The organism is Nonomuraea sp. NPDC050536, assembly GCF_044457685.1.
Lineage (GTDB): Bacteria > Actinomycetota > Actinomycetes > Streptosporangiales > Streptosporangiaceae > Nonomuraea.
Map to the genome: position 1 here is coordinate 51,719 of NZ_JBITHD010000004.1, position 23,288 is coordinate 75,006.

At 71.7% G+C, this 23,288-nt stretch carries 23 protein-coding genes and 1 pseudogene; 16 read left to right on the forward strand and 8 right to left on the reverse strand.

Annotation, left to right across the window (positions count from 1 at the left end; all coding sequences use genetic code 11):
- Nucleotides 1-39 precede the first annotated feature (39 nt).
- Both ACIBHX_RS13315 and ACIBHX_RS13320 read left to right on the forward strand, forming a co-directional pair.
- Nucleotides 40-696, forward strand: coding sequence for a response regulator transcription factor (locus tag ACIBHX_RS13315; protein ID WP_397067172.1), 657 nt, complete (start codon nt 40-42; stop codon nt 694-696).
- On the forward strand, nt 693-1,838 hold the full coding sequence (locus tag ACIBHX_RS13320) for a sensor histidine kinase (protein WP_397067174.1): 1,146 nt from the start codon (nt 693-695) through the stop codon (nt 1,836-1,838). The genes ACIBHX_RS13315 and ACIBHX_RS13320 overlap by 4 nt, the downstream gene beginning before the upstream one ends.
- Here ACIBHX_RS13320 and ACIBHX_RS13325 read toward each other — a convergent pair.
- Entirely contained in the window at nt 1,816-2,979 is a 1,164-nt protein-coding gene (locus ACIBHX_RS13325; protein WP_397067175.1) for a thiolase family protein, read from the reverse strand. The genes ACIBHX_RS13320 and ACIBHX_RS13325 overlap by 23 nt on opposite strands.
- A gap of 55 nt (nt 2,980-3,034) precedes the next feature.
- Here ACIBHX_RS13325 and ACIBHX_RS13330 point away from each other — a divergent pair, with 55 nt between their 5' ends.
- The 9 genes from ACIBHX_RS13330 (at nt 3,035) to ACIBHX_RS13370 (ending at nt 12,148) form a co-directional block, all read left to right on the forward strand.
- The gene (locus tag ACIBHX_RS13330; protein WP_397067177.1) at nt 3,035-4,114 is read left to right on the forward strand and encodes a winged helix-turn-helix transcriptional regulator; all 1,080 of its coding nucleotides are present in this window, start codon (nt 3,035-3,037) and stop codon (nt 4,112-4,114) included.
- A 40-nt stretch (nt 4,115-4,154) separates the two neighbouring features.
- A complete protein-coding gene (locus ACIBHX_RS13335; RefSeq protein ID WP_397067179.1) occupies nt 4,155-4,997 on the forward strand; it encodes an alpha/beta fold hydrolase in 843 nt (280 codons plus the stop codon).
- 33 nt (nt 4,998-5,030) lie between these two features.
- Nucleotides 5,031-7,676, forward strand: coding sequence for a DEAD/DEAH box helicase (locus ACIBHX_RS13340; RefSeq protein WP_397067180.1), 2,646 nt, complete (start codon nt 5,031-5,033; stop codon nt 7,674-7,676).
- On the forward strand, nt 7,673-8,764 hold the full coding sequence (locus tag ACIBHX_RS13345) for an SWIM zinc finger family protein (protein WP_397067182.1): 1,092 nt from the start codon (nt 7,673-7,675) through the stop codon (nt 8,762-8,764). The genes ACIBHX_RS13340 and ACIBHX_RS13345 overlap by 4 nt, the downstream gene beginning before the upstream one ends.
- Before the next feature lie 80 nt (nt 8,765-8,844).
- Nucleotides 8,845-9,453 (forward strand): DedA family protein, encoded by a 609-nt coding sequence (locus tag ACIBHX_RS13350; RefSeq protein WP_397067184.1) that lies wholly within the window; start codon nt 8,845-8,847, stop codon nt 9,451-9,453.
- Nucleotides 9,454-9,464: 11 nt separating this feature from the next.
- Nucleotides 9,465-10,547, forward strand: a complete 1,083-nt coding sequence (locus tag ACIBHX_RS13355) for a sensor histidine kinase (protein ID WP_397067185.1) — start codon at nt 9,465-9,467, stop codon at nt 10,545-10,547.
- A complete protein-coding gene (locus ACIBHX_RS13360) occupies nt 10,544-11,188 on the forward strand; it encodes a response regulator (protein WP_397067187.1) in 645 nt (214 codons plus the stop codon). Before ACIBHX_RS13355 ends, ACIBHX_RS13360 begins: the two co-directional genes overlap by 4 nt.
- Nucleotides 11,189-11,243: 55 nt before the next feature.
- Nucleotides 11,244-11,759 carry a dihydrofolate reductase family protein gene (locus tag ACIBHX_RS13365; protein WP_397067189.1) on the forward strand — a complete coding sequence of 172 codons (516 nt, stop codon included), beginning with the start codon at nt 11,244-11,246 and terminating at the stop codon, nt 11,757-11,759.
- 2 nt (nt 11,760-11,761) lie between these two features.
- Nucleotides 11,762-12,148: a hypothetical protein gene (locus ACIBHX_RS13370; protein WP_397067191.1), complete on the forward strand. Its 387-nt coding sequence runs from the start codon at nt 11,762-11,764 to the stop codon at nt 12,146-12,148.
- On the opposite strand, the gene ACIBHX_RS13375 is transcribed toward ACIBHX_RS13370, so the two are convergent.
- The 3 genes from ACIBHX_RS13375 to ACIBHX_RS13385 are packed head-to-tail and all read right to left on the reverse strand — an operon-like array spanning nt 12,145 to nt 14,472.
- Nucleotides 12,145-12,918 carry an alpha/beta fold hydrolase gene (locus tag ACIBHX_RS13375; RefSeq protein WP_397067192.1) on the reverse strand — a complete coding sequence of 258 codons (774 nt, stop codon included), beginning with the start codon at nt 12,916-12,918 and terminating at the stop codon, nt 12,145-12,147. The genes ACIBHX_RS13370 and ACIBHX_RS13375 overlap by 4 nt on opposite strands.
- A gap of 40 nt (nt 12,919-12,958) precedes the next feature.
- On the reverse strand, nt 12,959-14,140 hold the full coding sequence (locus tag ACIBHX_RS13380; RefSeq protein ID WP_397067194.1) for an RNA polymerase sigma factor: 1,182 nt from the start codon (nt 14,138-14,140) through the stop codon (nt 12,959-12,961).
- Nucleotides 14,137-14,472, reverse strand: a complete 336-nt coding sequence (locus ACIBHX_RS13385; protein ID WP_397067196.1) for a YciI family protein — start codon at nt 14,470-14,472, stop codon at nt 14,137-14,139. Before ACIBHX_RS13385 ends, ACIBHX_RS13380 begins: the two co-directional genes overlap by 4 nt.
- A gap of 24 nt (nt 14,473-14,496) precedes the next feature.
- On the opposite strand from ACIBHX_RS13385, the gene ACIBHX_RS13390 reads away from it, so the two are divergent.
- From ACIBHX_RS13390 to ACIBHX_RS13400, 3 genes are all read left to right on the forward strand, one after another.
- Nucleotides 14,497-15,555 (forward strand): winged helix DNA-binding domain-containing protein, encoded by a 1,059-nt coding sequence (locus tag ACIBHX_RS13390; protein ID WP_397067197.1) that lies wholly within the window; start codon nt 14,497-14,499, stop codon nt 15,553-15,555.
- Nucleotides 15,556-15,975, forward strand: a complete 420-nt coding sequence (locus ACIBHX_RS13395) for an SRPBCC family protein (protein WP_397067199.1) — start codon at nt 15,556-15,558, stop codon at nt 15,973-15,975.
- 194 nt (nt 15,976-16,169) lie between these two features.
- Nucleotides 16,170-17,249: a sensor histidine kinase gene (locus ACIBHX_RS13400; protein WP_397067201.1), complete on the forward strand. Its 1,080-nt coding sequence runs from the start codon at nt 16,170-16,172 to the stop codon at nt 17,247-17,249.
- Here the strand turns inward: ACIBHX_RS13400 and ACIBHX_RS13405 are convergent.
- Both ACIBHX_RS13405 and ACIBHX_RS13410 read right to left on the reverse strand, forming a co-directional pair.
- Entirely contained in the window at nt 17,221-18,696 is a 1,476-nt protein-coding gene (locus tag ACIBHX_RS13405) for an MFS transporter (protein WP_397067203.1), read from the reverse strand. The two genes, ACIBHX_RS13400 and ACIBHX_RS13405, sit on opposite strands and share 29 nt — an antisense overlap.
- A 52-nt stretch (nt 18,697-18,748) precedes the next feature.
- Nucleotides 18,749-19,468, reverse strand: coding sequence for a hypothetical protein (locus ACIBHX_RS13410; protein ID WP_397067204.1), 720 nt, complete (start codon nt 19,466-19,468; stop codon nt 18,749-18,751).
- 71 nt (nt 19,469-19,539) lie between these two features.
- Here ACIBHX_RS13410 and ACIBHX_RS13415 point away from each other — a divergent pair, with 71 nt between their 5' ends.
- Entirely contained in the window at nt 19,540-20,394 is an 855-nt protein-coding gene (locus ACIBHX_RS13415) for a LysR family transcriptional regulator (protein WP_397067206.1), read from the forward strand.
- 335 nt (nt 20,395-20,729) lie between these two features.
- On the opposite strand, the gene ACIBHX_RS13420 is transcribed toward ACIBHX_RS13415, so the two are convergent.
- Entirely contained in the window at nt 20,730-21,383 is a 654-nt protein-coding gene (locus ACIBHX_RS13420; RefSeq protein ID WP_397067208.1) for an RICIN domain-containing protein, read from the reverse strand.
- 452 nt (nt 21,384-21,835) lie between these two features.
- Nucleotides 21,836-22,540: a dihydrofolate reductase family protein gene (locus ACIBHX_RS13425; RefSeq protein ID WP_397067210.1), complete on the reverse strand. Its 705-nt coding sequence runs from the start codon at nt 22,538-22,540 to the stop codon at nt 21,836-21,838.
- Nucleotides 22,541-22,924: 384 nt separating this feature from the next.
- On the opposite strand from ACIBHX_RS13425, the pseudogene ACIBHX_RS13430 reads away from it, so the two are divergent.
- A pseudogene (locus ACIBHX_RS13430) lies at nt 22,925-23,246 on the forward strand (FAD-dependent monooxygenase); the annotation flags it as partial.
- Nucleotides 23,247-23,288 lie beyond the last annotated feature (42 nt).

Consider the following 23,288-nt stretch of genomic DNA (forward strand, 5'->3'; position numbering starts at 1 on the left):
CACCATGTGCGCAGCGATCAGGAGGAACGGAGCTGACGGATGCGGGTGCTGGTGGCCGAGGACGAGCCGATCCTGGCCGGCGCGATCGCCGAGTGGCTGCGCGACGAGGCGCACGCGGTCGACGTCGCCCATGACGGAGCGGCCGCGCTGGAGCGGCTGAGTGTCCACGACTACGACGTGGTCGTGCTGGACCGGGATCTGCCGCTGGTGCACGGCGACGAGGTGTGCAGGGAGCTGGTGGCCGCCGGTTCGCAGGTGCGGGTGCTGATGCTGACCGCGGCGGCCGAGATCGGCGACCGGGTCACCGGGCTGTCGATGGGCGCCGACGACTACCTGACCAAGCCGTTCGCCTTCGCCGAGCTGGCCGCCAGGATCCAGGCGCTGGGCCGCAGGGCGCGCCCGGCCGTGCCTCCGGTGCTGCGGCGGGCGGGCATCACGCTCGATCCCGCCCGGCGCGAGGTGCTCCGCGACAACCGGTTCGTGCCGCTGTCGAAGAAGGAGTTCGCGGTGCTGACCGAACTGCTGCGCGCCGACGGCGCCGCCGTCTCGGCCGAGCAGCTGCTGGAGAAGGCCTGGGACGAGTACGCCGACCCCTTCACCGGCGCCGTACGGCTGGCCGTACTGAAGCTTCGGCGCAAGCTGGGGGAGCCGCCGATCGTGGAGACCGTGACGGGAGTGGGGTACCGGATCCCATGAGAATCACGCTGCAAGCCAGGCTGACGCTGATCTACGGGAGTTTGTTCCTGGTGGCCGGGCTGGTGCTGCTCGGCGTCACCTATGCGCTGTTCACCCAGCGGCTGACGGGCGGGGTCAAGATCCTGGCCACCACCGGCGTCCCGGCGAATGCCGGCGCGCTCAACGGCGACACGGCCGAGAAGATGATGCGCGACGAGCAGGCGCGCATGCGCGAAGCCGCGATGACCTCGCTGTTCACCCAGGGCGGTGTCGCGCTGGCAGTGGTGGGCGGGGCCGCGGCCGGGTTCGGCTGGCTGGTGGCCGGGCGGGTCCTGGCGCCGCTGCACCGGGTCACCGACACCGCGCGGCGCATCGCCACCGCGGCCGACAGGAGCCTGCACGAGCGCATCGCGCTTCAGGGGCCCAACGACGAGGTCAAGGACCTGGCCGAGGCGTTCGACGCGATGGTCGAGCAGCTCGACCGTTCCTTCGACGGGCAGCAGCGGTTCGTGGCCAACGCCTCGCACGAGCTGCGCACGCCGCTCACCCTCGGCCGGGCGCTGGTGGAGCTGGCGATGCACCGCAGGAGCGCCTCCGACGACGTCAAGCAGCTGGGCGAGAGTCTGCTGGAGATCAACTCGCGGCATGAGCGGCTGATCGGCGGGCTGTTGCTGCTGGCCAGCTCGGAGACCTCGCTCACCGACCGGGTGCCCGTCGACCTGGCCGACGTGGTGAGCCACGTGACCGGGCAGCTGGAGCTCGAGGCCGAAAAGGCGGGCATCAAGGTGAGCGAGTCGGCGCGGGAGGCGCCGGCGGAGGGCAACGCGCTGCTGCTCGAGCGGATGGTGCACAACCTGGTCGAGAACGGCATCCGCCACAACGTCGAGGGCGGCTGGGTGCAGGTGTCCAGCCGCACCCGGCAGGACGGGCGGGCCGAGGTCGAGGTGCGCAACAGCGGGCCCGTCGTGCCGCCGTACGAGGTGCAGGCGCTGTTCGAGCCGTTCAGGCGGCTCGGCGGCGATCGGCTGGTGACCGCCGCCGGCGCCGGGCTCGGGCTGTCGATCGTGCGCTCGGTGGCCCGCGCGCACGGCGGTGAGGCCGACGCCCATCCGCGCGACGGCGGCGGCCTCACGGTGACCGTTACCCTGCCAGGTTCTCGATGACGGTGGCGTTGGCCAGGCCGCCGGCCTCGCACATGGTCTGCAGGCCGTAGCGGGCGCCGCGCTCGCGCAGCGCGTTGACCAGGGTGGTCATGATGCGCGCCCCGCTGGCGCCCAGCGGGTGGCCCAGCGCGATGGCGCCGCCCTTGACGTTCACCTTGGCCGGGTCGGCGCCCGTCTCCTGCAGCCAGGCCAGCACCACGCTGGCGAAGGCCTCGTTGACCTCGAACAGGTCGATGTCGCCCAGGTCCAGCCCCGCCCGCCGCAGGACCTTCTCGGTGGCCGGGATGACCCCGGTCAGCATGAGCAGCGGGTCGGACCCGGTCACGGCGAAGGAGTGCAGCCGGGCCAGCGGCCGCAGCCCCAGCCTGGCCGCCACCTCGCGGGTGGTGACGAGGACGGCTGCCGCCCCGTCGTTGGTCGGGCTGGTGTTGCCCGCCGTGACCGACCAGTCGATCTGGGGGAACCGCTCGCCGTAACCGGGATCCTGGAAGGCGGGCCGCAGGCCCGACAGGACCTCCACCGTGGTCGTGGGCCGGATCGACTCGTCCACGGTGAGGCCCGCGATCGGAGCGAGCTCGGCGGAGAAGTCGGCCGCGGCCGCCTTGGCGTGCGAGCCGGCCGAGAAGGCGTCCATCTGCTCGCGCGACAGCGACCACTTGGCCGCGATCAGCTCGGCGCTGATGCCCTGCGGCACCAGCCCGTCGGGGAAGCGCGCGGCCATGCCAGGGCCGAACGGGTCGGCTCCCGCCGGGACGTTGGACCACATCGGCACCCGGCTCATCGACTCCACCCCGCAGGCCACGACCAGGTCGTAGGCACCGGAGATGACGCCCTGCGCGGCGAAGTGGATCGCCTGCTGCGACGAGCCGCACTGCCGGTCGACGGTGACGGCGGGCACCGAGTCGGGGAACCCGGCCGCCAGCCAGGCGTAGCGGGTGGTGTTCATGGCCTGCTCGGCGACCTGGTCGACGCAGCCGCCGATGACGTCGTCGACCAGCTCGGGCGCGACTCCGGAGCGCTCGATCAGCTGCCGCAGGGTGTGCGCGAGCAGGTCGACGGGGTGGACTCCGTGCAGGGCGCCGGTGGGCTTGCCCTTGCCGATGGGAGTGCGCACGGCTTCGACGATGACGGCGTCCCGCATTGCTACCCTCCAGTAAGTTTGAAATATGGACGTACTCTAGCACTAGGGTGAGATCATGACGACTCCACGTCTCTGCTCGATCGCGGACACGCTGGCCGTGGTGGGGGAGAAGTACTCGCTGCTGGTGCTGCGCGAGGTGTTCTTCGGCGTGCGCAGGTTCGATGACATGGCGCGCAACATCGGCGCGCCCAGGGACGTGCTCGCCGCCCGGCTCAAGCACCTGGTGGAGGCGGGGTTGCTGGAGAAGGTGCCCTACAGCGGGCGGCGCTTCGAGTATCACCCGACGCCGGCGGGCCAGGAGCTGCGCGACGTCCTGCACGTGCTGCGGCAGTGGGGTGACCGGCATCTGGTCGACCGGCCGCCGGTGGTCTTCGAGCACTCCTGCGGCTCGATCATGGACCCGGCGGTCGTCTGCCGCTCCTGCGGCCACACCGTCGCCGAGGGCTCCCTGCGCGTCGTCCACCCGCACGACCAGCAGCCGGACGCGTGGGACTCCGGACTGCGCGAGGTCACGGAGAGCCCCGCGGCGGGAGCGGAAGAGGTCAGTGCGACGTATCGGCGGTCGGCGGGGTCGGCGCGGGGCGAGGCCAGGCGGCGCGAGCTGCTCGAGCGCGTCACCGACGACCTGGCCGCCAACGGGCTGGTCGACTTCTCGCTGCGGCGGGCCGCCCGCGCCGCCGGAGCCACCCACAAGGTGCTCCTGTACCACTTCGACGGCGTCGACGACCTGCTCAGGCAGGCCATCGTCCGGCTGCGCGAGCGGCGCATCGGCAACGCGCTGGCCGCCGCGTCCGGGAGCACGCTGGCCGACAGGATCCGCGAGGTGTGGCGCGTGCTCGAGCGTCCCGAGTCGGGCCTGCGGGTGCTCGACCAGGCGATCGGCCTGGCGATGTACGACCCCGGCCGCTACGGCGAGCTCGGCCGCGAGGCCTCCCGCCAGTACCTGCCCACGCTGCTGTCCTTCTGCCCGCCCGGCTGGCCCGAGCACCGCAAGCTGGAGGTCTCCCAGCTCGTCCTGGCCACCCTGCGCGGCCTCCTGGTCGAGCTGAACACCAGCGGCGACGAGCAGTCCGTCGAGGCGGGCTTCCAGACTCTCGTCCGCGCGCTGGAACGCGAGGAGGCCGCCACCGCCTGAACGCGTGGACAGAACGCGAACCACGTGGTTCACTTCTGAGGTGAAGACGATCGAGCTGTCCGCCGGGACGATCGAGTACGAGGACACCGGCGAGGGTCCGGTGATCGTGCTGCTGCACGGCCTGATGATGGACTCCACACTCTGGCAGGACGTGATCGCCGACCTCACGGCCGACCACCGGTGCATCGCCCCCACACTGCCCATGGGCGCCCACCGGCGACCGGTGCGCCCGGACGCGGACCTGTCGCCTGCCGGGCTGGCCGCCCTGGTGGAGGAGTTCCTGGACGAACTCGACCTGCGCGAGGTGACCCTGGCCGGCAACGACACCGGTGGCGCCCTGGTCCAGCTCGTGATGCGGGGCCAGTCCGAGCGCGTGGCGCGCGTGGCGCTGGTCTCGTGCGACGCCTTCGACAACTTCCCGCCGGGGCTGACCGGCAAGACGCTGGTGCTGACCGGCAAGCTGCCGCCCGCGCTGTTCGGCGTGTTCATGCAGCAGATGCGGCTGCGCCCGGTGCGGCGGCTGCCGATCGCGTTCGGCTGGCTGACCAGGCGCGGTGACGCCGCCACCGCCCGGTGGGCGCGGCCCGTGCTGCGGCAGCCCGAGATCCGCCGCGACACGGTCCGGCTGCTGCGCGCCGCCGCCGCGGACAAGGACTTCCTGACCGGCTCGGCCGAGTGGCTGCCCGGCTTCGACCGCCCCGCCCTGATCGTGTGGGCGAGCCAGGACCGCGTCATGCCGCCCGCGCACGGCCGCCGCCTGGCCGAACTGCTCCCGCAGGCCAAGCTTGTCGAGGTCGACGACAGCTACACGCTCATCCCGCTGGACCAGCCCGCCCGCCTGTCCGGCCTGATCCGTGAGTTCACCGCGAACGGGATCGGGTAAAAGCCCGCGTTTACTACCGTACACTGTACGGCTGTGAAGGAGCACGCGGTCATCTTCGAACCAGGCGATCCCCCCAGGTCAGGCACGATGATCGTGCTGGATCCGGGAGGCGGCGAGACCGTGCACCTGCACGACGGGCCGGCCGGCGCCGTCCGCATCCCGGTCGCCGAGGCGGTGGCGGAGCTGGCCAGGGCCCGCGCCGCCGCCGACGCGCACCCGGCCGCGCGCTTCTGGGGCGGCGCGGCCCTGCTGGCGCTGCAACTGGTGGCGCGCGGCCGCATCCTGCCCGGGGTGTCGGCCGGTGACCACGACGCCTGGCGGGCGGGCCCGTTCGAGGCGGCAGACCTGGCCCGCATCAGGGAGCTGGCCGAGGCGATGCCCGCCGCGGCGCGAGCCGTACCCCTGGACAACGGGCGGCTGCCGGATGCGGAGAAGCTGCTGCGGGCCTTCCTGGACGCGGTGGCCGACGCGATGCCGCGCTCGCCGGGCGCGGTGCGCGCGACCGGCACCACGGCCTTCGCCTCGATGCGGCCGGTCAAGGTGCCGCGCCTGCGCGGCTGGGCGCAGCAGGTCTCGGCCGGCCTGGATTCTGGCGTACGGCTGTCGCTGCGGGTGGAGAGCGACGGCGCGGCGCACGAGGAGTTCCGCGCCGTGGTCCAGCTGCACAGCCTGGCCGACCCGGCCCTGGTAGTGGACGCGGCCGAGCTGTGGGCAGGGCGCGACGCCGGGCTGGGCGCCCGCGCCAAGATCGACGCGATGGTCGAGCTGCGGCGGGCCGCGCGGGCCTGGCCGCGGCTGGAGGTGCTGCTGGAGAGCGCGGTGCCGGATGAGCTGGTGCTGGCGGACGAGGACGTGGCGGAGCTGCTGTCGGGCGTCGGCCTGGAGGTGCACTGGCCGCGTTCGCTGGTGCGCGGGCTGAGCGCGCGGGCGGTGCTGGGCCAGCGCGACGAGCGGCCCTCCGATCTGCCGTCCTTCCTGGGCGGGCAGCAGGTGACCAGCTTCAACTGGCAGCTGGCGCTGGGCGGGCAGGAGCTGTCGGCGGCCGAGATGGACCGGCTGGCCGAGGCACACCGGCCGGTGGTGCGGCTGCGCGACGAGTGGGTACTCGTCGACCCGGACCTGGCCCGCAAGGCGCGCCAGCGCGACCTCAAGCCGCTGACCGGGCTCGAGGCGCTCGGCGCGGCGCTGACCGGCAGTGTCGAGGTCGAGGGCGAGCAGGTCGAGGTCTCACCCAGCGCGTGGCTGCAGGATCTGCGCGACCGGCTGGGCGAGCCCGAGCAGATCGACCAGCCGCCGGCGCTGGCCGCCACGCTGCGCGACTACCAGCTGCAGGGGCTGCGCTGGCTGGTCAGGATGACCTCGCTCGGCCTGGGCGCCTGCCTGGCCGACGACATGGGACTGGGCAAGACCATCACGCTGATCGCCCTGCACCTGCACCGTGGCGGCACCGGCCCCACGCTGGTGATCTGCCCCGCCTCGCTGATGGGCAACTGGGAGCGAGAGATCGCGAAATTCGCCCCGGGGGTGCCTTTCACGCGATATCACGGCACAAAGCGGGATCTGCCGGAAGAGGGTTTCGTGCTCACCACCTACGGCACGATGCGGCTGGACGCGGAGCGGCTGGGCGGCCACCCCTGGGGGATGCTGGTGGCCGACGAGGCCCAGCACGTCAAGAACCCGGCCTCGGGCACCGCCAAGGCGCTGCGCGAGATCCCGGCCGCCGCCCGCGTCGCGCTGACCGGCACGCCGGTGGAGAACAACCTGTCGGAGCTGTGGGCGATCCTCGACTGGACCACGCCGGGCCTGCTAGGGTCGCTGCCGCGCTTCCGCTCGCGCTGGGCCAGGCCGGTCGAGTCCGGCGACGGTCAGGCGGCCGAACGGCTGGCCCGGCTGGTGGGCCCATTCCTGCTGCGCCGCCGCAAGTCCGACCCGGGCATCGCGCCCGAGCTGCCACCCAAGATCGAGACCGACCGGCCGGTGGCGCTCACCACCGAGCAGGCCACCCTGTACGAGGCGGTCATCCGCGAGATCATGCGGCAGATCCGTGACGCGCGCGGCATGGCCAGGCGCGGCCTGATCGTCAAGCTGCTGACCGGGCTCAAGCAGATCTGCAACCATCCCGCCCAGTACCTGCACGAGGCCGAGCCCCGCCTGGCCGGCCGGTCGGGCAAGCTGGAACTGCTCGACGAGCTGGTCGACACCATCCTCGCTGAGGACGGCGCCGTGCTGGTCTTCACCCAGTACGTGACCATGGCCAGGCTCCTGGACAAACACCTGGCGGGCCGGGGCGTGGGCACCCAGCTGCTGCACGGCGGCACCCCGGTGGCCAGGCGCGAGGAGATGGTGGCCCGTTTCCAGGACGGCCGGGTGCCGGTGTTCCTGCTGTCGCTCAAGGCGGCGGGCACCGGCCTCAACCTGACCAGGGCCGACCACGTCATCCACTTCGACCGCTGGTGGAACCCGGCCGTGGAGGAGCAGGCCACCGACCGCGCTTACCGCATCGGCCAGACCAGACCCGTCCAGGTACACCGCCTGATCACCGAGGGGACCGTCGAGGACCGCATCGCCGAGATGCTGGCCGCCAAGCGCGGCCTGGCCGAGGCCGTGCTGGCCGGCGGCGAGGCCGCCCTCACCGAACTGACCGATGCCGAGCTGGCCGCGCTGGTGGAGCTGAGATGACCGACGCCAAGGGATTCGCCGCCTTCCCCGCCCAGCAGGCCGGCGCCCGCTTCGCCACCACCTGGTGGGGCCGCTCGTGGCTCAAGGCCCTCGAGGACACCTCGCTCGACCAGGGCCTGCTGCGCAAGGGCCGCGCCTACGCCAAGACCGGCCAGGTCGGCCCCATCACCGTCAGCCCGGGCCGGCTGGCCGCCGTCACCGAGAACGAGTACGACACCGTGGTGACCGTCGAGCAGCTCACCGACGCCGAATGGGACCGCTTCCTGGACCAGATCGCCTCCCAGGCCGGCCACCTGGCCGCGCTGCTGGAGGGCGAGGTGCCGCAGGCACTGGCCGACGCCGGGGTGCCGCTGCTGCCCGCGGTCGGCGACCTGGAGCCCGACTGCTCGTGCCCTGACTGGGGGCATCCGTGCAAGCACGCCGCCGCGCTGTGCTACCAGGCTTCGTGGCTGCTGGACGCCGACCCGTTCGTGCTGTTGCTGCTGCGCGGGCGCGGCCGCCGCGACCTGATCGAGGCGCTGCAGACGCGCGATGCTCCCGTCGAGGGCGTCCCTGTCGAGGAGGCCCGCGCGCTGGGCGTGCCACCGCTGCCTGAGCCGCCGCCGCTGGAGTTCGCCTTCCAGCCGCTGGACCTGGAACCGGCCGACGGGGTGCAGGTGGGCGCGCTGGCCGTGCTGGCCGCCGACGCCGCCGATCAGGCGCGGGAGCTGCTGGTGCACGGGCGGCTCGCCGTACTGACCGAGTATCAGGACCGGGTACGGCTGGCCGCCGCGCACGGCCTCGAGGTGGGTCTCGGGGCGGCCGTACAGGCGTGGCGCCATGGCGGCGCCGGTGGGCTGGAGGCGCTCGAGTCGGCGTGGACGCCGCCGCGGCAGGAGCTGGCCAGGGCGCGGGCGGGGCTGGTCGCGGCCTGGGAGGGCGAGGCGCCGCAGGTGCAGGAGTGGCGCAACCGGTGGACGATCGGCGCGCTGCAGCTGCGCTTCGGGCGTGACGGCAGGTGGTATCCGTTCACCGAGCGCGAGGGCGAGTGGTGGCCGTCTGGCCCGCCGGAGCGCGACCCGTGGGCCTTCAGACCGGGAGTCCCGTAGCCACCCTGTGGTTTTCCGCAGGGTGAGTGGGGGATGCGCCTCATTCCGGGACCATGGCGGCTCTTCCTAGCCTCATGGTCATGACGGACTGGGTAGTCGAACTCATGGACAAGCTGGGCGCTCCGGGCGCCGCCCTGGCGATCGCGCTGGAGAACCTGTTCCCGCCGCTGCCGAGCGAGGTGATCCTGCCGCTGTCAGGCTTCACCGCCGCTCGCGGCCGGATGGACCTGGTGCAGGCGCTGGTGTGGACCACGCTCGGCTCGGTGGTGGGCGCGCTGGCGCTGTACTGGGTGGGCGCGGTGCTGGGGCGCGAGCGGGTGCTGGCGATCGCGGCCCGCCTGCCGCTGGTCAAGGCCTCCGACATCGAGAAGACGGAGGCCTGGTTCCTGCGGCACGGCCGCAAAACGGTGTTCTTCGGGCGGATGATTCCCATCTTCCGCAGCCTGATCTCAGTGCCCGCCGGGGTGGAGCGGATGCCGCTGCCGACGTTCCTGCTGCTCACCACCGCGGGCAGCGCCCTGTGGAACACGGCATTCGTGCTGGCTGGATACTTTCTTGGCGAGAACTGGACATTGGTGGAGACATACGTGGGGGCGGGGACGAACGTGGTGATCGGTGTGGTGGTTCTGGCCGTGGCGGTCTTCATCGGCGTCCGGCTGTCCGAACGTCACCGTGGCCGCCACCGATGAGGGGGGCTCGGGTGCTCTGCGCGGTGGTGCTCGGCGCGCTGACGGCACTGGCCGAGCTGGCCTTCCTGCTGGTGACGCTGCCGTTCCTGGGGCAGGCCGGCGTGCGGGCGACAGCCGTACGGCTGGCCTCGCTCGAGGCGCGGCGACTGGGCATCCCGGCTCGCGAGCTGGAGCCGCGCGGGCGAGAGCTGCGCTACCTGGCACTGCGGGTGCCGGTCGGGATCCTGGGCGGGCTGGTGGTCGGCCTGCTCGCGGTCGGCGTGGTGACCGGGGTGCGGATCGTCTGGATGTGGAGCGCGGGGGAGACCTTCGACGGGATGGCCCCCACGGCCCCGATCGTGCTCTACCTCGGGCTGGCGGGCCTCGTGCTGCTGTTCCTCGACTTGTCGGGGGTGGCGGGGGTCTACGCGCTGGAGCGGCGCCTGGCCAGGCGGCTGCTGGGGCCCGATCCCACCGAGGCGCTGCGGCGCCGCATCGCCGAGCTGGCCGAGAGCAGGGCGGGGATCGTGACGGCGGTCGACGCCGAGCGCCGCCGCATCGAGCGCGACCTGCACGACGGGCTGCAGCAACGCCTGGTGGCCATGTCGATGCTGGTGGGCAGGGCCAGAAGGGGCCGTCCCGAGCTGCTCGAGCAGGCGCACGAGCAGGCCCAGCAGGCGCTGGCCGAGCTGCGGGAGGTGGCCTGGCGGGTGTATCCGAGCGCGCTGGACGCCCTCGGGCTCGGCGAGGCGCTGGCCGGGGTGGCCGAGCGCGCGAGCGTCCCCGTGCACGTCAGGGCGGTGCCGTGCGAGCGGCTGCCGATGGCGGTGGAGACGGTGGCCTACTTCGTCGTCAGCGAGGCCGTCACCAACGCCGCCAAGCACTCCGGCGCCGCCCGTATCACCGTCGACGTCTATCGAGAGGACAGCATGATCATCGTACGCGTGCGGGACGACGGTACGGGAGGCGCGGTGCCCACCGGCGGCGGCCTGTCGGGCCTGGCCCGCCGGGTGGCCGCGCTGGACGGCCGCTTCGAGGTGGACAGCCCCGCGGGCGGCCCCACCACGGTCACCGCCCGGCTGCCCGAGACGGAGCACGAGGTGGCGGCTCAGTGAGGGTGATGCTGGCCGAGGACTCCACGCTGCTACGCGAGGGGCTGGTACGGCTGCTGCAGGAGGAGGGCCACGAGGTGGCCGCCGCCGTGGGAGAGGCGGACGCGCTGGTGCACGCGGTGGCCGCCGACCAGCCGGACGTGGTGGTGGTCGACGTGCGGATGCCGCCCACGCACACCGACGAGGGACTGCGGGCCGCGCTGGAGATCCGGCGACGCTGGCCGCGGGTCAACGTGCTGGTGCTGTCGCAGTACGTGGAGAAGAAGTACGCCACCGAGCTGATGAGCGGCGACGTGGCGGGCGTCGGCTACCTGCTGAAGGACCGGGTGGCGCAGGTGGGCGACTTCCTGGACGCGCTGGAGCGGGTGGGCGCGGGCGGGGCTGCCTTCGATCCGGAGGTGGTGCGGCAGTTGCTGGCCCGCACCAGCCAGGTCGACCCGCTGGCCACGCTCACGCCGCGCGAGCGTGACGTGCTGGAGCGGATGGCGCAGGGGCTGACCAACGCCTCGATCGCCCAGGAGCTGCACGTGTCGCAGAGCGCGGTGGAAAAGCACGTCAACGCGCTGTTCGACAAGCTGCGCCTGTCGCACACCGCCGGTTACAGCCGCAGGGTGCTGGCGGTGCTGAGGTTCCTCGAGTCTTGACAAATAAATTTGTCGGTGAGAGATTGAGGGCACGGCAATCGAAGGAGCGTGCGCCATGACGAAGATCGTCGCCGGTCTGTTCGTGTCCCTGGACGGCGTGGTGGAAGCGCCGGAGAAGTGGCACTTCCCCTACTACAACGATGAGATGGGCCAGGTGGTGGCCGACCAGATGGCCGAAGCGGACGCGATGCTGCTCGGCCGCCGCACCTACGACGAGTTCGCCGGGTTCTGGCCGAACCAGCACGACGAGTTGGCCGCCAAGATGAACGGCGCCAAGAAGTGCGTCGTGTCCACGACACTGAGGGAGGCCTCCTGGCAGAACTCCACCGTGATCGGCCTGGACGACCTGCGCAAGGACAGCGACCAGACGCTGTCGATCACCGGCAGCGCCACGCTGATCAGGTCGCTGCTGAGCGAGGGCCTGCTGGACGAGCTGCGCCTGCTGGTACACCCGATCGTGGTCGGCGAGGGCAAGAAGCTGTTCGACGGCTACGGCCAGGTCCCGCTGCGGCTGATCGATTCCAGGACCTTCAGCACGGGCGTCCTCTACCTGACCTACGGAAGGGCCTGACGATGGGCAAGACCACCGCCGAGAAGCTGCTGATCAAGCCGGGCACCACGGCGTGGCTGTCGGACGAGGCACACCGCGACCGCCTCGGCCCGCTGCCCGACGGCGCTACCTACACCGGCGAGCCGGGCACGGCGGCGGTCGGCGTCGTCTTCGCCGACGACGCCGCCGCTGCCCGCGCGATCCTCGACAAGCATCGCGACCAGCTCACCGGGCCGGCGGTGGTGTGGGTGGCCTACCCCAAGGGCGGCAGGTCCGACATCAACCGCGACACGCTGTGGCCGATCGTGCTGGAGTACGGCCTGCGTCCCAACGGCCAGGTCGCCATCGACGAGGTGTGGTCGGCGCTGCGCTTCCGCCCGCTGAAGACCGGCGAGACCTTCCAGCTCTAGCCGAGGAACGCGGCCACCGCAGGCCCGGTCACCTCGGGCACCAGATCATGGTTCTGACCCTCGAGCAGCTGCAGCCGGGCCCCCGCCACGCCGTCGACCACCACCCGCGCGGCGTCGTGCAGCACGGGGGCGTTGTCGCCGCCCAGCAGCACGAGCGCGGGCACGTGCACCGCGCTCAGGTCGGTGTGGGTGCCGACGATGGCCACCTCGTACGGCAGTGTCCCGGCGATCGCTTCCAGCCCGGCGCGGAAGGGCGCGTGCCGTACCTGCTCGATCAGCTCGACCGGCAGGCCGATCCATTCGCGCTGGAAGGTCTCCACCGCCTCACCCCTCCGCCCGTCGGCGATCATCTCCTCCAACCGTTGCTTGAGCTCGGGCGGCTCGGTCCTGCCCTGGTGGTCGGGGGTGAGCGGCGGGTCGTACATCACCAGGCGGGTGATCGCCGAGCCGCGGCCCAGCGCCTTGAGCGCGACGTGGGCGCCGGAGGAGTGGGTGAAGACCATCGCCGAGCCGCCCGCCTCGGCGATGAGCGCGTCCAGGTCGTCGATCTCGTGCTCGGCCGGCGCCAGGCCGGTGTCCGGGCTGTCGGAGCTCTGGCCGCGCCCGCGCCGGTCGTAGGTGTAGACGGTGAAGCGGTCGGCCAGGTACTCGGCCAGGCCGGCACCGTGGTGGTGGTCGCAGAACGCGCCCGAGATCACGATGACGGCCGGTCCTGAGCCGGTCCTGTCGTAGGCGATGGTGACGCCGTCTTTCGAGGTAAGAGTGTTCATGTCTCCCCCTACGAATGGGCGGGTGCCAGACCGACACCCCTCATGCGGAAACTTCTGCCAGCCTTCTGGCCAGGTAACGGCGGTCGGCGTCGGCGGCCGCGAGCTCGAGCGCCTGCCGGTAGGCCGCGGCCGCTTCCGGCAGCCGTCCCAGCCGCCGCAGCAGGTCCGCCCGCGTGGCTGGCAGCAGGTAGTAGCCCCGCAGCTCATCCGACAGCCGGTCCACCAGTTCCAGTCCCGCCTCGGGGCCGTCGGCCATGGCCACGGCCACCGCCCGGTTGAGCTCGACCACCGGGGACGGCATCAGGTGCGACAGCCTGCCGTACAGCAGCGCGATCTGGGGCCAGTCGGTGTCGGCGGGGCCCGCCGCCTCGGCGTGGCAGGCGGCGATGGCGGCCTGAACCAGGTACGGGCCCGGCTCGCCGCGGGTCAGGCTGTCGTGCAGGATGGCCAGTCCCTCGGCGATCTGGGCGGCGTTCCAGCGGGAGCGGTCCTGGTCCTCCAGCGTGACCAGCACGCCGTCGGCGTCCAGGCGGGTGGCGCGGCGCGCGTCGTGCAGCAGCATCAGCGCCAGCAGCCCGCCCGCCTCCGGCTCGCCGGGCAGCAGCCGCACCAGCAGCCTGGCCAGCCCGATCGCCTCGTCGCAGAGCCGATGGGTGGTGTAGCCGGAGTTGAACAGCAGGTACAGCACGCCCAGCATCGAACGCAGCCGCTCGGGCAGCAGGTGCGGCGGCGGCACCCGGAACGGGATGCGGGCCTGGAGGATCTTGCGTTTGGCCCGGACCAGGCGCTGCGACATGGTCGGCTCGGGCACCAGGAAGGCGCGGGCGATCTCCTCGGTGCTCAGCCCGGCCACCGCGCGCAGCGTCAGCGCGATGCGTGCCTCGAACGACAGCGCCGGATGGCAGCATGTGAACATCAGCCGCAGCCGGTCGTCGGGGAAGTCGTCGACGTAGGGCTGTTCGGCGGGCTCGGCCAGCTCACGCAGCTTGGCCGCGCCCACCGCCCGGCGGCGCAGCCGGTCGGTCGCCCTGTTGCGGGCGGTCGTGGTCAGCCAGGCGCCCGGCCTGGGCGGCACGCCCTCACGCGGCCAGCGTTCCAGCGCGGCGGCGAAGGCGTCCTGGGCGCACTCCTCGGCCAGGTCCCAGTCGCCGGTCATCCGGATGAGCGTGGCGACGATCTGCGCCCGTTCGGCGCGGTAGGCGGCCTCGATATCGGCGGTCATGGCGAATACACGGGCCTGATCTCGATCATGCCGTAGCGGGCCGAGGGGTGGGCGGCGGCGATCCGCACCGCCTCCTCCAGGTTGGCTGCCTCGATCAGGTTGATGCCGCCGATCTGGTCCTTGGTCTCGGCGAACGGTCCGTCGGCGATCAGGACCTCGTCGCGTACCCGGACCATGGTGGCCTCACCGCTGGGGTCCAGGCCCACGCACTGCTCCAGCACGCCGCGGGCGGTCATCTCCTCCACCCAGCCGCCGCATCCCGCCTCGTTCTGGGCCCGCCGTACCTCCTGCGGAGCTTCGGAGTCGTAGCGGATCATCAGGACGTATTTCACGATCTGAGCCTACTGTTGGGAGGCGTGATCGATCTGATGGCGCTCAACCGTGCCACGCTGTCGCGCCAGCTGCTGCTGGAGCGGCATCGCATGCCGGCCGTACAGGCCGTCGAACATCTGGTGGGGCTGCAGGCGCAGGCGCCGATGCCGCCGTACTTCGGGCTGTGGTCGCGCCTGGCGGGCTTCTCCACCGGAGAGCTGTCGCGGCTGCTGCTGGAACGCGAGGTGGTGCGCATCGTGCTGATGCGCGGCACCGTGCACCTGGTCAGCGCCGCCGACTGCCTGGTGCTGCGGCCGCTGACCCAGCCTGCACTGACCCGCTACCTGGAAGCCGCGTACGGCCCGCGGCTGGACGGCGTGGACCGGCAGGAGATCCTGGCGGCAGGCAGGAAGGCGCTGGACGGCGTGCCGATGACCACGGCCAGGCTGGGCGCGGTGCTGGCCGAGCGGTTCCCCGGAGTCGCGGCGGCCGACCTGGCGCAGGTGATGCGGAGCCTGGCCGCGCTGGTGCAGGTGACGCCGCGCGGCGTCTGGGGCAGGTCGGGGCAGACCGCCTACGCCACCGCCGAATCGTGGCTGGGGCGCGAGCTGCATCCCGAACCGTCGATCGAGGAGCTGGTGATCCGCTACCTGCGCGCGTTCGGGCCCGCCACGGTGGCCGACGTGCAGACCTGGTCGGGGCTGACCGGGCTGCGCGAGGTCGTCGAGCGGCTGCGGCCGCGGCTGGTCGAGCTGGACGGCGGGCTGTACGACCTGCCGGAGGCGCCCAGGCCGGGCGCGGACGTGCCCGCACCGGTGCGGCTGCTGGCGCCGTTCGACAACCTGCTGCTCAGCCACGCCGACCGCACCCGGATCATCACCGACGAGCACCGCAAGCGCGTCATTACCATCAACGGGCAGGTCCTGGGCACGATCCTGGTCGACGGGTTCGTGCGCGGCACGTGGAAGCGCGACAAGCAGCGCCTCACCGTGGAGCTGTTCGAGTCCGTCACCGCTTCGCAGGCGGCCGAGATCGAGGCCGAGGCCACTGCGCTGCTGGCCTTCGCGGAACCCGGCCGCGAGCCGCACATCGAGGGGATCTAGATGGGCTACGTCTACACCGCCGCGCAGCAGATCGTGGCCGCGCCGCCGGAACGGGTGTTCGCGCTGGTCACCGACTGGCCGCGGCATCGCGAGTGGATGTTCATGACCGACGCCCGCCAGGTGGCGCCCGGGCGGGTCGAGGCCTACACGGGGCTGCGGCCGTTCGGGTTCCTCGACACGATGACGATCACTCGGTGGGAGCCGCCGCACGTGCTCGTGGTCGAGCACACCGGCCGGCTGGTGCGCGGCCTGGGCGTGATCCGCGTCCTGCCGCACCCGGCGGGGAGCCGCATCATCTGGGCCGAGCGGCTCGAACCGCCGCTCGGCCCGCTCGGGCACGCCCTGTGGCCGCTGGCGCGCGCCGTCGCGCGCCCCCTGGCCCGCCGGTCGCTGCGCACCCTGGCAGAACTCTTGTCGTAGCCAACCGGGTATTTCCCGATTCGGCCTGATGAGCCCGGACGCCGGCCAGCCACCAGCGGCGCCGCGCCCAGCCACAGTGGCAGGTGATCTTCGGCGGCACTCCGCGCGATCCTGCTCGGCTGGCTGGCGGTGTTCTGCTGCTACGCGGTGTACGGCTACCGCCGCGCCGGGCGCAGCGCCTAGCCTGGGCGCCGATGTCGGAACAGACCTACGAACCGCCCCAGCCCAGGGCGCTCATCCTGCTGATCGTCATGGGGATCACCGGGGTGCTCTGGGACACCTTGGACGGCACCTTCCAGCCCGCCTGGCTGTCGTGGACGGGCCTTACGCTGGCCTGCACCCTGTACGTGATGGCCGTGTTGAGCCGCTTCAGTCCCCACCCGGAGCGGGGCCGTCTGTTCCTGGCGGGCATGGCCGTGGTGGTCGTGCCGCTGGGCGTGTACTACGGCGACGGCTGGCACTACTGGTTCATCCTGCTGGGGGCCGTCGGCGGGATCGTGCTGACCGGGCCGCCGCTGCGGATCAGCCTGCCGGTGCTCGGCCTGCTGACGGCGGCGGTGACCTGGTGGCAAGGCGTCGGCATCGAGGGCGTCATGGCCTTCGCCTGGGCGGCCTTCAGCGTGGGCGCCGTACTGGCATTGGTGCTCAACCTGCACGCCGTCATCGCCGAGGTACGCCAGACCCGGCAGCGGCTGGCCGAGGCGGCCGTGGCGGAGGAGCGGCTGCGCTTCTCCCGCGACCTCCACGACCTGCTCGGGCACACCCTGTCGGTCATCGTGGTAAAGGCCGAGGCCGTGCGCCGCCTGGCCGGCCGCGACCCCGATCAGGCGGCGGCGCAGGCCGCCGACATCGAGGCGGTGGGACGCCAGGCGCTCACCGAGGTACGCGAGGCTGTCACCGGGTACAGATCCGGCGGGCTGGCCGTCGAGCTGGACCGGGCCCGGGGCGCGCTCGCCGCGGCCGGGGTGTCGGTGGTGGTGCGCCGCACGGGCGCGCCCCTGGCAGCGCAGGCCGAGGCGTTGCTGGGGTGGGTGGTGCGCGAGGGGGTCACCAACATCATCCGGCACTCGGGGGCCAGCTCGGCGGAGATCTCCCTGGCCGGATCTTCGGTGACGATCCGCGACAACGGTCTTACGGCGGCGCCCGCAGCGTCCGGGGGGAGCGGGTTGCGCGGGCTGTCGGAGCGGCTCGCGCAGGCGGGCGGCCACGTCTCCGCCGGACCGCTGCCGAGCGGGGGCTTCGAGCTCAGCGCCTCGCTCCCGAGTACCGACTGAGGTCTGGCGCGGTGTCCAGGCTTTCGAACAGACCCGCCGCTCGGGTGGCGGTGCGCGAGGCCCAGTGGCCGGTGCTGAGGAGCCCCAGGACCAGGACGCCGACGCCGAGCCCGAGCAGCATCCACCACACGCCGTGTGCCTCGTCGGTGAAAGCAGTCCCGCCGCGGGCCACGAGCGTGCCGGAGATCGCGACGCCCAACGTGGTGCCGGTCTGCCGGCCGGCGGAGACCAGCGAGGTGGCCACCCCGGCCATCGAGCGGGGCATGCCGGAGACCGCCGTGTTGGTGATCGGCGGGTTGACGGTGGCCAGAAACACGCCGAACAGCAGATAGATCGCGAGTACGGCCGGCAGCGGAGTGACCGGTCCGAGCCAGAGCGACGCGCCGCCGCCCAGCGCCAGCGCGGTCCCGGAGACCACCAGCGGCAGCCGGGGACCGCGCCCGCCGACCAGCCGGCCGGTGAACGGGGAGAGCACCACGATCAGCAGACCGACCGGCAGCAGACACAGCCCCGCCGTCAGCGCGGACATGCCGCGCACGTCCTGCAGGTACTGCGTGGTCACGAACAGGAAAGCACCGAACCCGCACAAGCCGAACAGCGCCATCAGGATCGCCGAGCTGAACGGCACGCTGCGGAACAGGCGCAGCTCCAGCAGCGGGTCGGCACGCCGCGATTCGTAACCGAGGACGCCAATCACGCCGAGCACGGCGACGGCGAGCAGACCGAGGATGACCGGCGAGGTCCAGCCCAGGGACCGGGACTCGATGATCGCGTAGACGACGCTGCCCAGCACCACGATCACCAGGGTCTGGCCCACCGGGTCGAACCGGCGCGCCCGGGCCGCGCGGGACTCGGGCACGAACAGCGCGGTGCACCCGATCGCGGCGGCCACGATCGGCACGTTCACCCAGAAGATGGAGTGCCAGCCGAAGCCGTCGACCAGGGCGCCGCCGAGGATCGGGCCCAGCGCCAGCGAAAGGCCGGACATCGAGCCGAACACGCCGATCGCCCTGGCCCGCTCGGACGGGTCGGGGAACGTGGTGGCCACGATCGCCATCGCCACCGGGTTGAGCATCGTGCCGCCGACGGCCTGCAGCGCACGCGCCGCGATCAGCCAGCCGATGCTCGGCGCCAGGCCGCACAGCAGCGAGCCGAGCCCGAAGGCGGCCAGACCGACCTGGAACACGCGCCGGCGGCCGACCCGGTCGGCGGTGGACCCGGCCAGCACCAGGAAACCGGCCAGCACCAGGGTGTACGCGTCGACGGTCCACTGCAGGCCGGACACCGAGGCATGCAGGTCGCGGCGGATCGCCGGCAGCGCGACGTTGACGATGGAGATGTCCATCACCACGACGATCACGCTGGCGCAGCAGATCGCGAGTACCAGGAACCGGCGGCGCCGGCCGGGGTCGGGGGCCGCGGCCTTCTGCGGCATTGAAGAACTCATGACCGCGACGCTAGGAATTAGAGCACGCTCGAAGTCAACCAGCCTTCGGCTTTCAGCGCGCCGCGCTGTTCGCGGGTACGGCCGGCCGTACAGCGTGGCGGGCGATGGCGGCGGCGAAGGCCGAGATGACCGGGTGGGGGCGGGTGCCGTCGCCCCACAGTTCGGGCTGGAACATCGTGGCCAGGAAGAAGGGGTGGCCGGGCAGTTCGGCGACCCGGACGGCGCCCTCGTCGGCCGCGTGCCCGCTGAAGACCAGGCCGTGGCGCCGCAGCAGCTGCTTGTAGTCCTCGTTGAGGCCGTAGGAGCAGATGTAGGCCTCGATGGTGGTCCGCCTGCCCATGATCTGCTCGATGCGCGTGCCCGGCTCGAGGTCGACGGCGCCCTCGTGGCCGGCCAGCGAGCAGGCCAGCGGCGTGAGCAGGAACTCGCGCAGGTCGTCGGGCTGGTTCTCGGCGTGGGCCACGTCCAGGCCGCACACGTTCCTGGCGTACTCCAGCAGCATGTGCTGGAAGCCGCCGCAGGTGCCCAGGAACGGGATGCCGTGCTCGCGGGCGGTGCGCGCCGCGTGCACCGCGCCGTCCTCGCTGGCGTAGGGGCTGCCGGGCACCATCCAGATGCCGTCGAAGCGCTCCAGGCCGTCGGTGTCGGTGGTGGGGATCCAGTACGGGTCGAGGGCGATGCCGTCGCGTTCGCGCAGCGCCTCCAGCAGTCCGGGGATGCGCACGTGCGAGCGGACACTGGGGGAACGGTCTCCGACCAGGGCGATTCTCATGCCCACCATCGTGGCCCGGCACCCTGGTTAAGCGCCAACGATGATGTCTGTACCTGGTATAAGCGTTACTGATGGATCCGCATCTGCTCCGCACGTTCGTGACCGTGGCCAGGCTGGGCTCGTTCTCCGCCGCGGCCGAGGAACTGGGCTACACCCAGTCGGCGATCTCCCAGCAGGTGGCCGCGCTGGAGGCCGACCTGGGCATGCCGCTGCTCGGGCGGCGTCCGGTGGCGCCGACCGAGGCGGGCGAGCGGCTGCTCGAGCATGCCGAGCCGCTGCTGCTGCGCATCAGCGCCGCCCGCGCCGACGTGCGCCGCACCGCCGGCACTCCGGCTCACCGTCTCACGCTCGTGGCCACGCCCCTGGCGCTCACGTCCCGGCTTGCCGTACGGCTGGCGCGGGCGCTCGAGGAGCAGCCGCGGCTGCGGGTGAGCGTGAGCACGGCGGGGCTGCCGGAGGTGGGGACCCTGGTGGCGGCGGGGGAGGCGGAGGTGGGGTTGGTCGACGGCATCGCCGCGCCCAACGATCCGCTGCGGCTGCCGGAGGTGGGGCCGCTGACCGCGATCGGGGTGGGCGAGGAGGACCTGGTGGTGGCGCTGCCCGCCGACCATCCGCTGGCGGGCCGTTCGGGGTTGCGGCTGCACGACCTGGTGGACGCCGGGTGGCTGCAGACCGCGCTGTGCCCGGTGGAGCGGCTGCGCGACCTGATGGGGGAGGGCTTCAGGGTGGCGATGGACTACGCGGGCCAGGACGTGCACACCGTGCTCAACCTGGTCGCCGCCGGCCTCGGCCTGACGCTCCTGCCGGCCTCGCTGGCCCGCGGGGTGCCGCTGGTGGCGCCCCGCCTGGTACACCGCGTCGAGGTCCTCCACGGCGGCCTCCCCCCGGGCCCGGCATCCCGGCTGGTGGCCACCCTGACGACCTGAGCCCCTCACCGCTTGCCGGCTGGTCCGCGGCATACTCCTTGACCACGACGTAGATCTCGCGATGCGAGACCGTAGCCGCGCAACCTACTTCCGTCGGGTCTGGCCTTACGGTCCGCCCCAAGGCCTTCGGCGGCTGATGTTGCAAAGTCGATGTGCTCGTAGGCGAGGGCCCTCTCTCGCGCCCGGTGAGCCGGAATCCGTCTGGGTAACAGTCGTGGGCCGCCACTTCTGCTGGGCACGTTCTTTTCCCGACTGTGAACGTGCTTGCGCGGCCCGGCCGACCTCCATTGCGCAGACCGACCGGTCGCGGTGTGTTCCTGTGTCTGTGGCCGGCGTCAGCCCCCGCTGAGCTGCCAAAGGTGGTCGTCGTAGCCGGGGACGGAGCCGCCATAGTAGTGGGGGTCGCTTGGGGGCACCGCGCAGTTGTACAGGGTCAAGGGCAGGTTGTTCGCCCGGTCACTGCCGTCGCTGGCCCAGCCGGACACGTCGAGGCACAGGTGGCTTTTCCAGTTGACGATCAAGTAACCAAACTGGGTGACCCTGGTCAGGTAGAACTCCTGGTTGTCGAGTTCTGGGTGGTCCTGGGCGCATTTGAAGATGGACACCCGGGTCCCTGCTGGGTTGTCGCCGAAGTTCGGCACGTCCATGCACAGGTCGCTCGCGAGGTTGACGAATTCCCAGAGGGGGAGGTCGTTCACGTCGCGCGTGTGGCGGAGATCCCAGGTCTGGTTGTCACCGGATCCCACAGTGCAGTTCCCGGGGATAACACTGTACTGGGTGACGGGGGTGTTGATCGGGTTGGAGCCGTAGTTGGGCAGGTCCGCGCACCGGCCGGTGGCCTCGTTGTAGAAGGCGAACCCCACTGTGGAGATCGTTGAGCTGGCCGCGTGGGCGCTGACGGCGCTGGTGATCGGGGTGAGGGCCGTGAGAACGCCGACAGCGAGGAACCGGGTGAGCAGGCGCCTCATCGGCGCCCAACTGCTCTTCATGCGCAACATCAACCTCTCGGGGATCTGGGTCTGTAGGGTGGTGCCGCCCCGTCACTGAGCAACTCTCGCGTGACGCTCTGTATGGGGCGCGGCACGGGCAGGCTGCCCGAGGCGGCTGGGCGAGTCCTGATTCGTGTACGAGTCCGTATACCTGCTCCGGGGGTTTTGCCGCACATGGCGGGCCTCGCCCGCGGCTACCCGCTCCTGTTTGGCAGTCTGGCCGCTGCCTGGGTTGTCGGTGTGCTGCCGAGAATGCCGGTTGTCGCCTGGGGCGAGCCGTCCAAGCGCGGCTCGGCCAGCGGCCTGATGCATGGTGTCGTGGCGGTCGGCGTGCAGAGCCGCTTCGCCGTCGGCGGCTGTTCACGCAGTTCTCCAGGCTGTGCTCATAGAAGGCGCCAGAGGTGGTCCGGGGTCCCGTTTGTCGGTCCTCTGGGTCACCTGGGCGCCGTCGATCAGGCTCTGGTCCTGCACGGCCAGCAGCTTGCCGCTGTGAGGCGGATCGGCTTGCCGCCGGGGCTGTACAGCCGGATGCCCTCGCCGAGCAGGATCGGTGCGATGTGCAGGTCGATCTCGTCGATCAGTCCCCGTTCGAGAAGCTGGCGACCGATGGTCGGCGAGAACACTTCGAGGTTCTTGCCGCCGGCCGCCTCCAGCCCGATCCGCACGGCCTCGGCCGGGTCGCAGTTCAGGAACGTGACACCGTCGGCCGGCATGGCGTCCTCGGAGTGGTGGGTGAGCACGAAGATCGGTCCGTGCCAGGCGCCGCCGTACAGACGGCTGTCACATATGAGGTCCCAGCCGTCTCGGCGTCCCAGCACGGCGTCTGTGGTCTCGATGTACTCGCTCTGCAGGTCAGGGCGGACGGAGAACCCGGTCATCCAGTCCATGGCGTGATTCGGCCCCGCCGCGAAACCGTCCAGCGACATTCCGTGCCAGGCGCCGCCGTACGGACGGTTGTCATTTATGACGTTCCAGCCGTCTCGGCGTCCCAGCACGGCGTCTGTGGTCTCGATGTACTCGCTTCGCAGGTCAGGGCGGACTGAGAACCCGGCCATCCAGTCCATGGAGTGGTTCAGCCCCGCCACGAAACCGTCCAGCGACATCAGGAAGTGCCAGAGCACCTTTCCGCCTGCGGTCTGCGGCTCTGTGTCACTCATGCGTCGCCTCCAGCGATCAGCTTGCGGCTTGCCATCGGTGGATCCCCGTCAGGCCTGTCAGTGGCCACCGGCCGGTGCTCGGCAGCGGCATGGCGACGAACGTCGCCGGGAGGCCGGGCAGCGTCCAGTGATGCCGTGTCGCGTGGTCTTGACAAGCTGATTTTGCGCGGCTGCCGAGACGCGTAGCCAGCATCCCGTACAGTTCCGGACACTCCGTACAGCGCTGGGCATGCACGAGTGGCTCACGGTTCTGCAAACAAGTAGTCGAGCAGCGTGGCGACGCCGTTGGCATGCATGGTGTAGGGCGCGGTGGAGATCACTTATTGCCCGTGTACAAACTGACCCGTGAGTCCGCTGCGTGGGGGCGGTGAATCGGCGAAAAGCGTGACGTGGCGCGAATCGTCGATCACCGAGGAGGAGGTGCAGCGGGCCCTGCACAACGAGTTCGGTCCGGGGGTTCGGCTCACGGGCGTCCGATGGGCCTCCCGGTTCACCGACGCCTCGCGTCAGGTCGAGCGGTACCGTCACGGGCGGATCCTGCTCGCCGGAGACGCCGCACATCCACTCGCCCGCGGGCGGGCAGGGACTCAACCTCGGTCTGCAGGACGCGTTCAACCTGGGGTGGAAGCTCGCGGGGGAGATCGGCGGGTGGGCGCACGATGGACTGCTCGACACCTACCACTCCGAACGGCATCCGGTCGCCGCACGCGTCCTCGCCAGCACCCGCGCCCAAGCCGTCCTGCTCGTC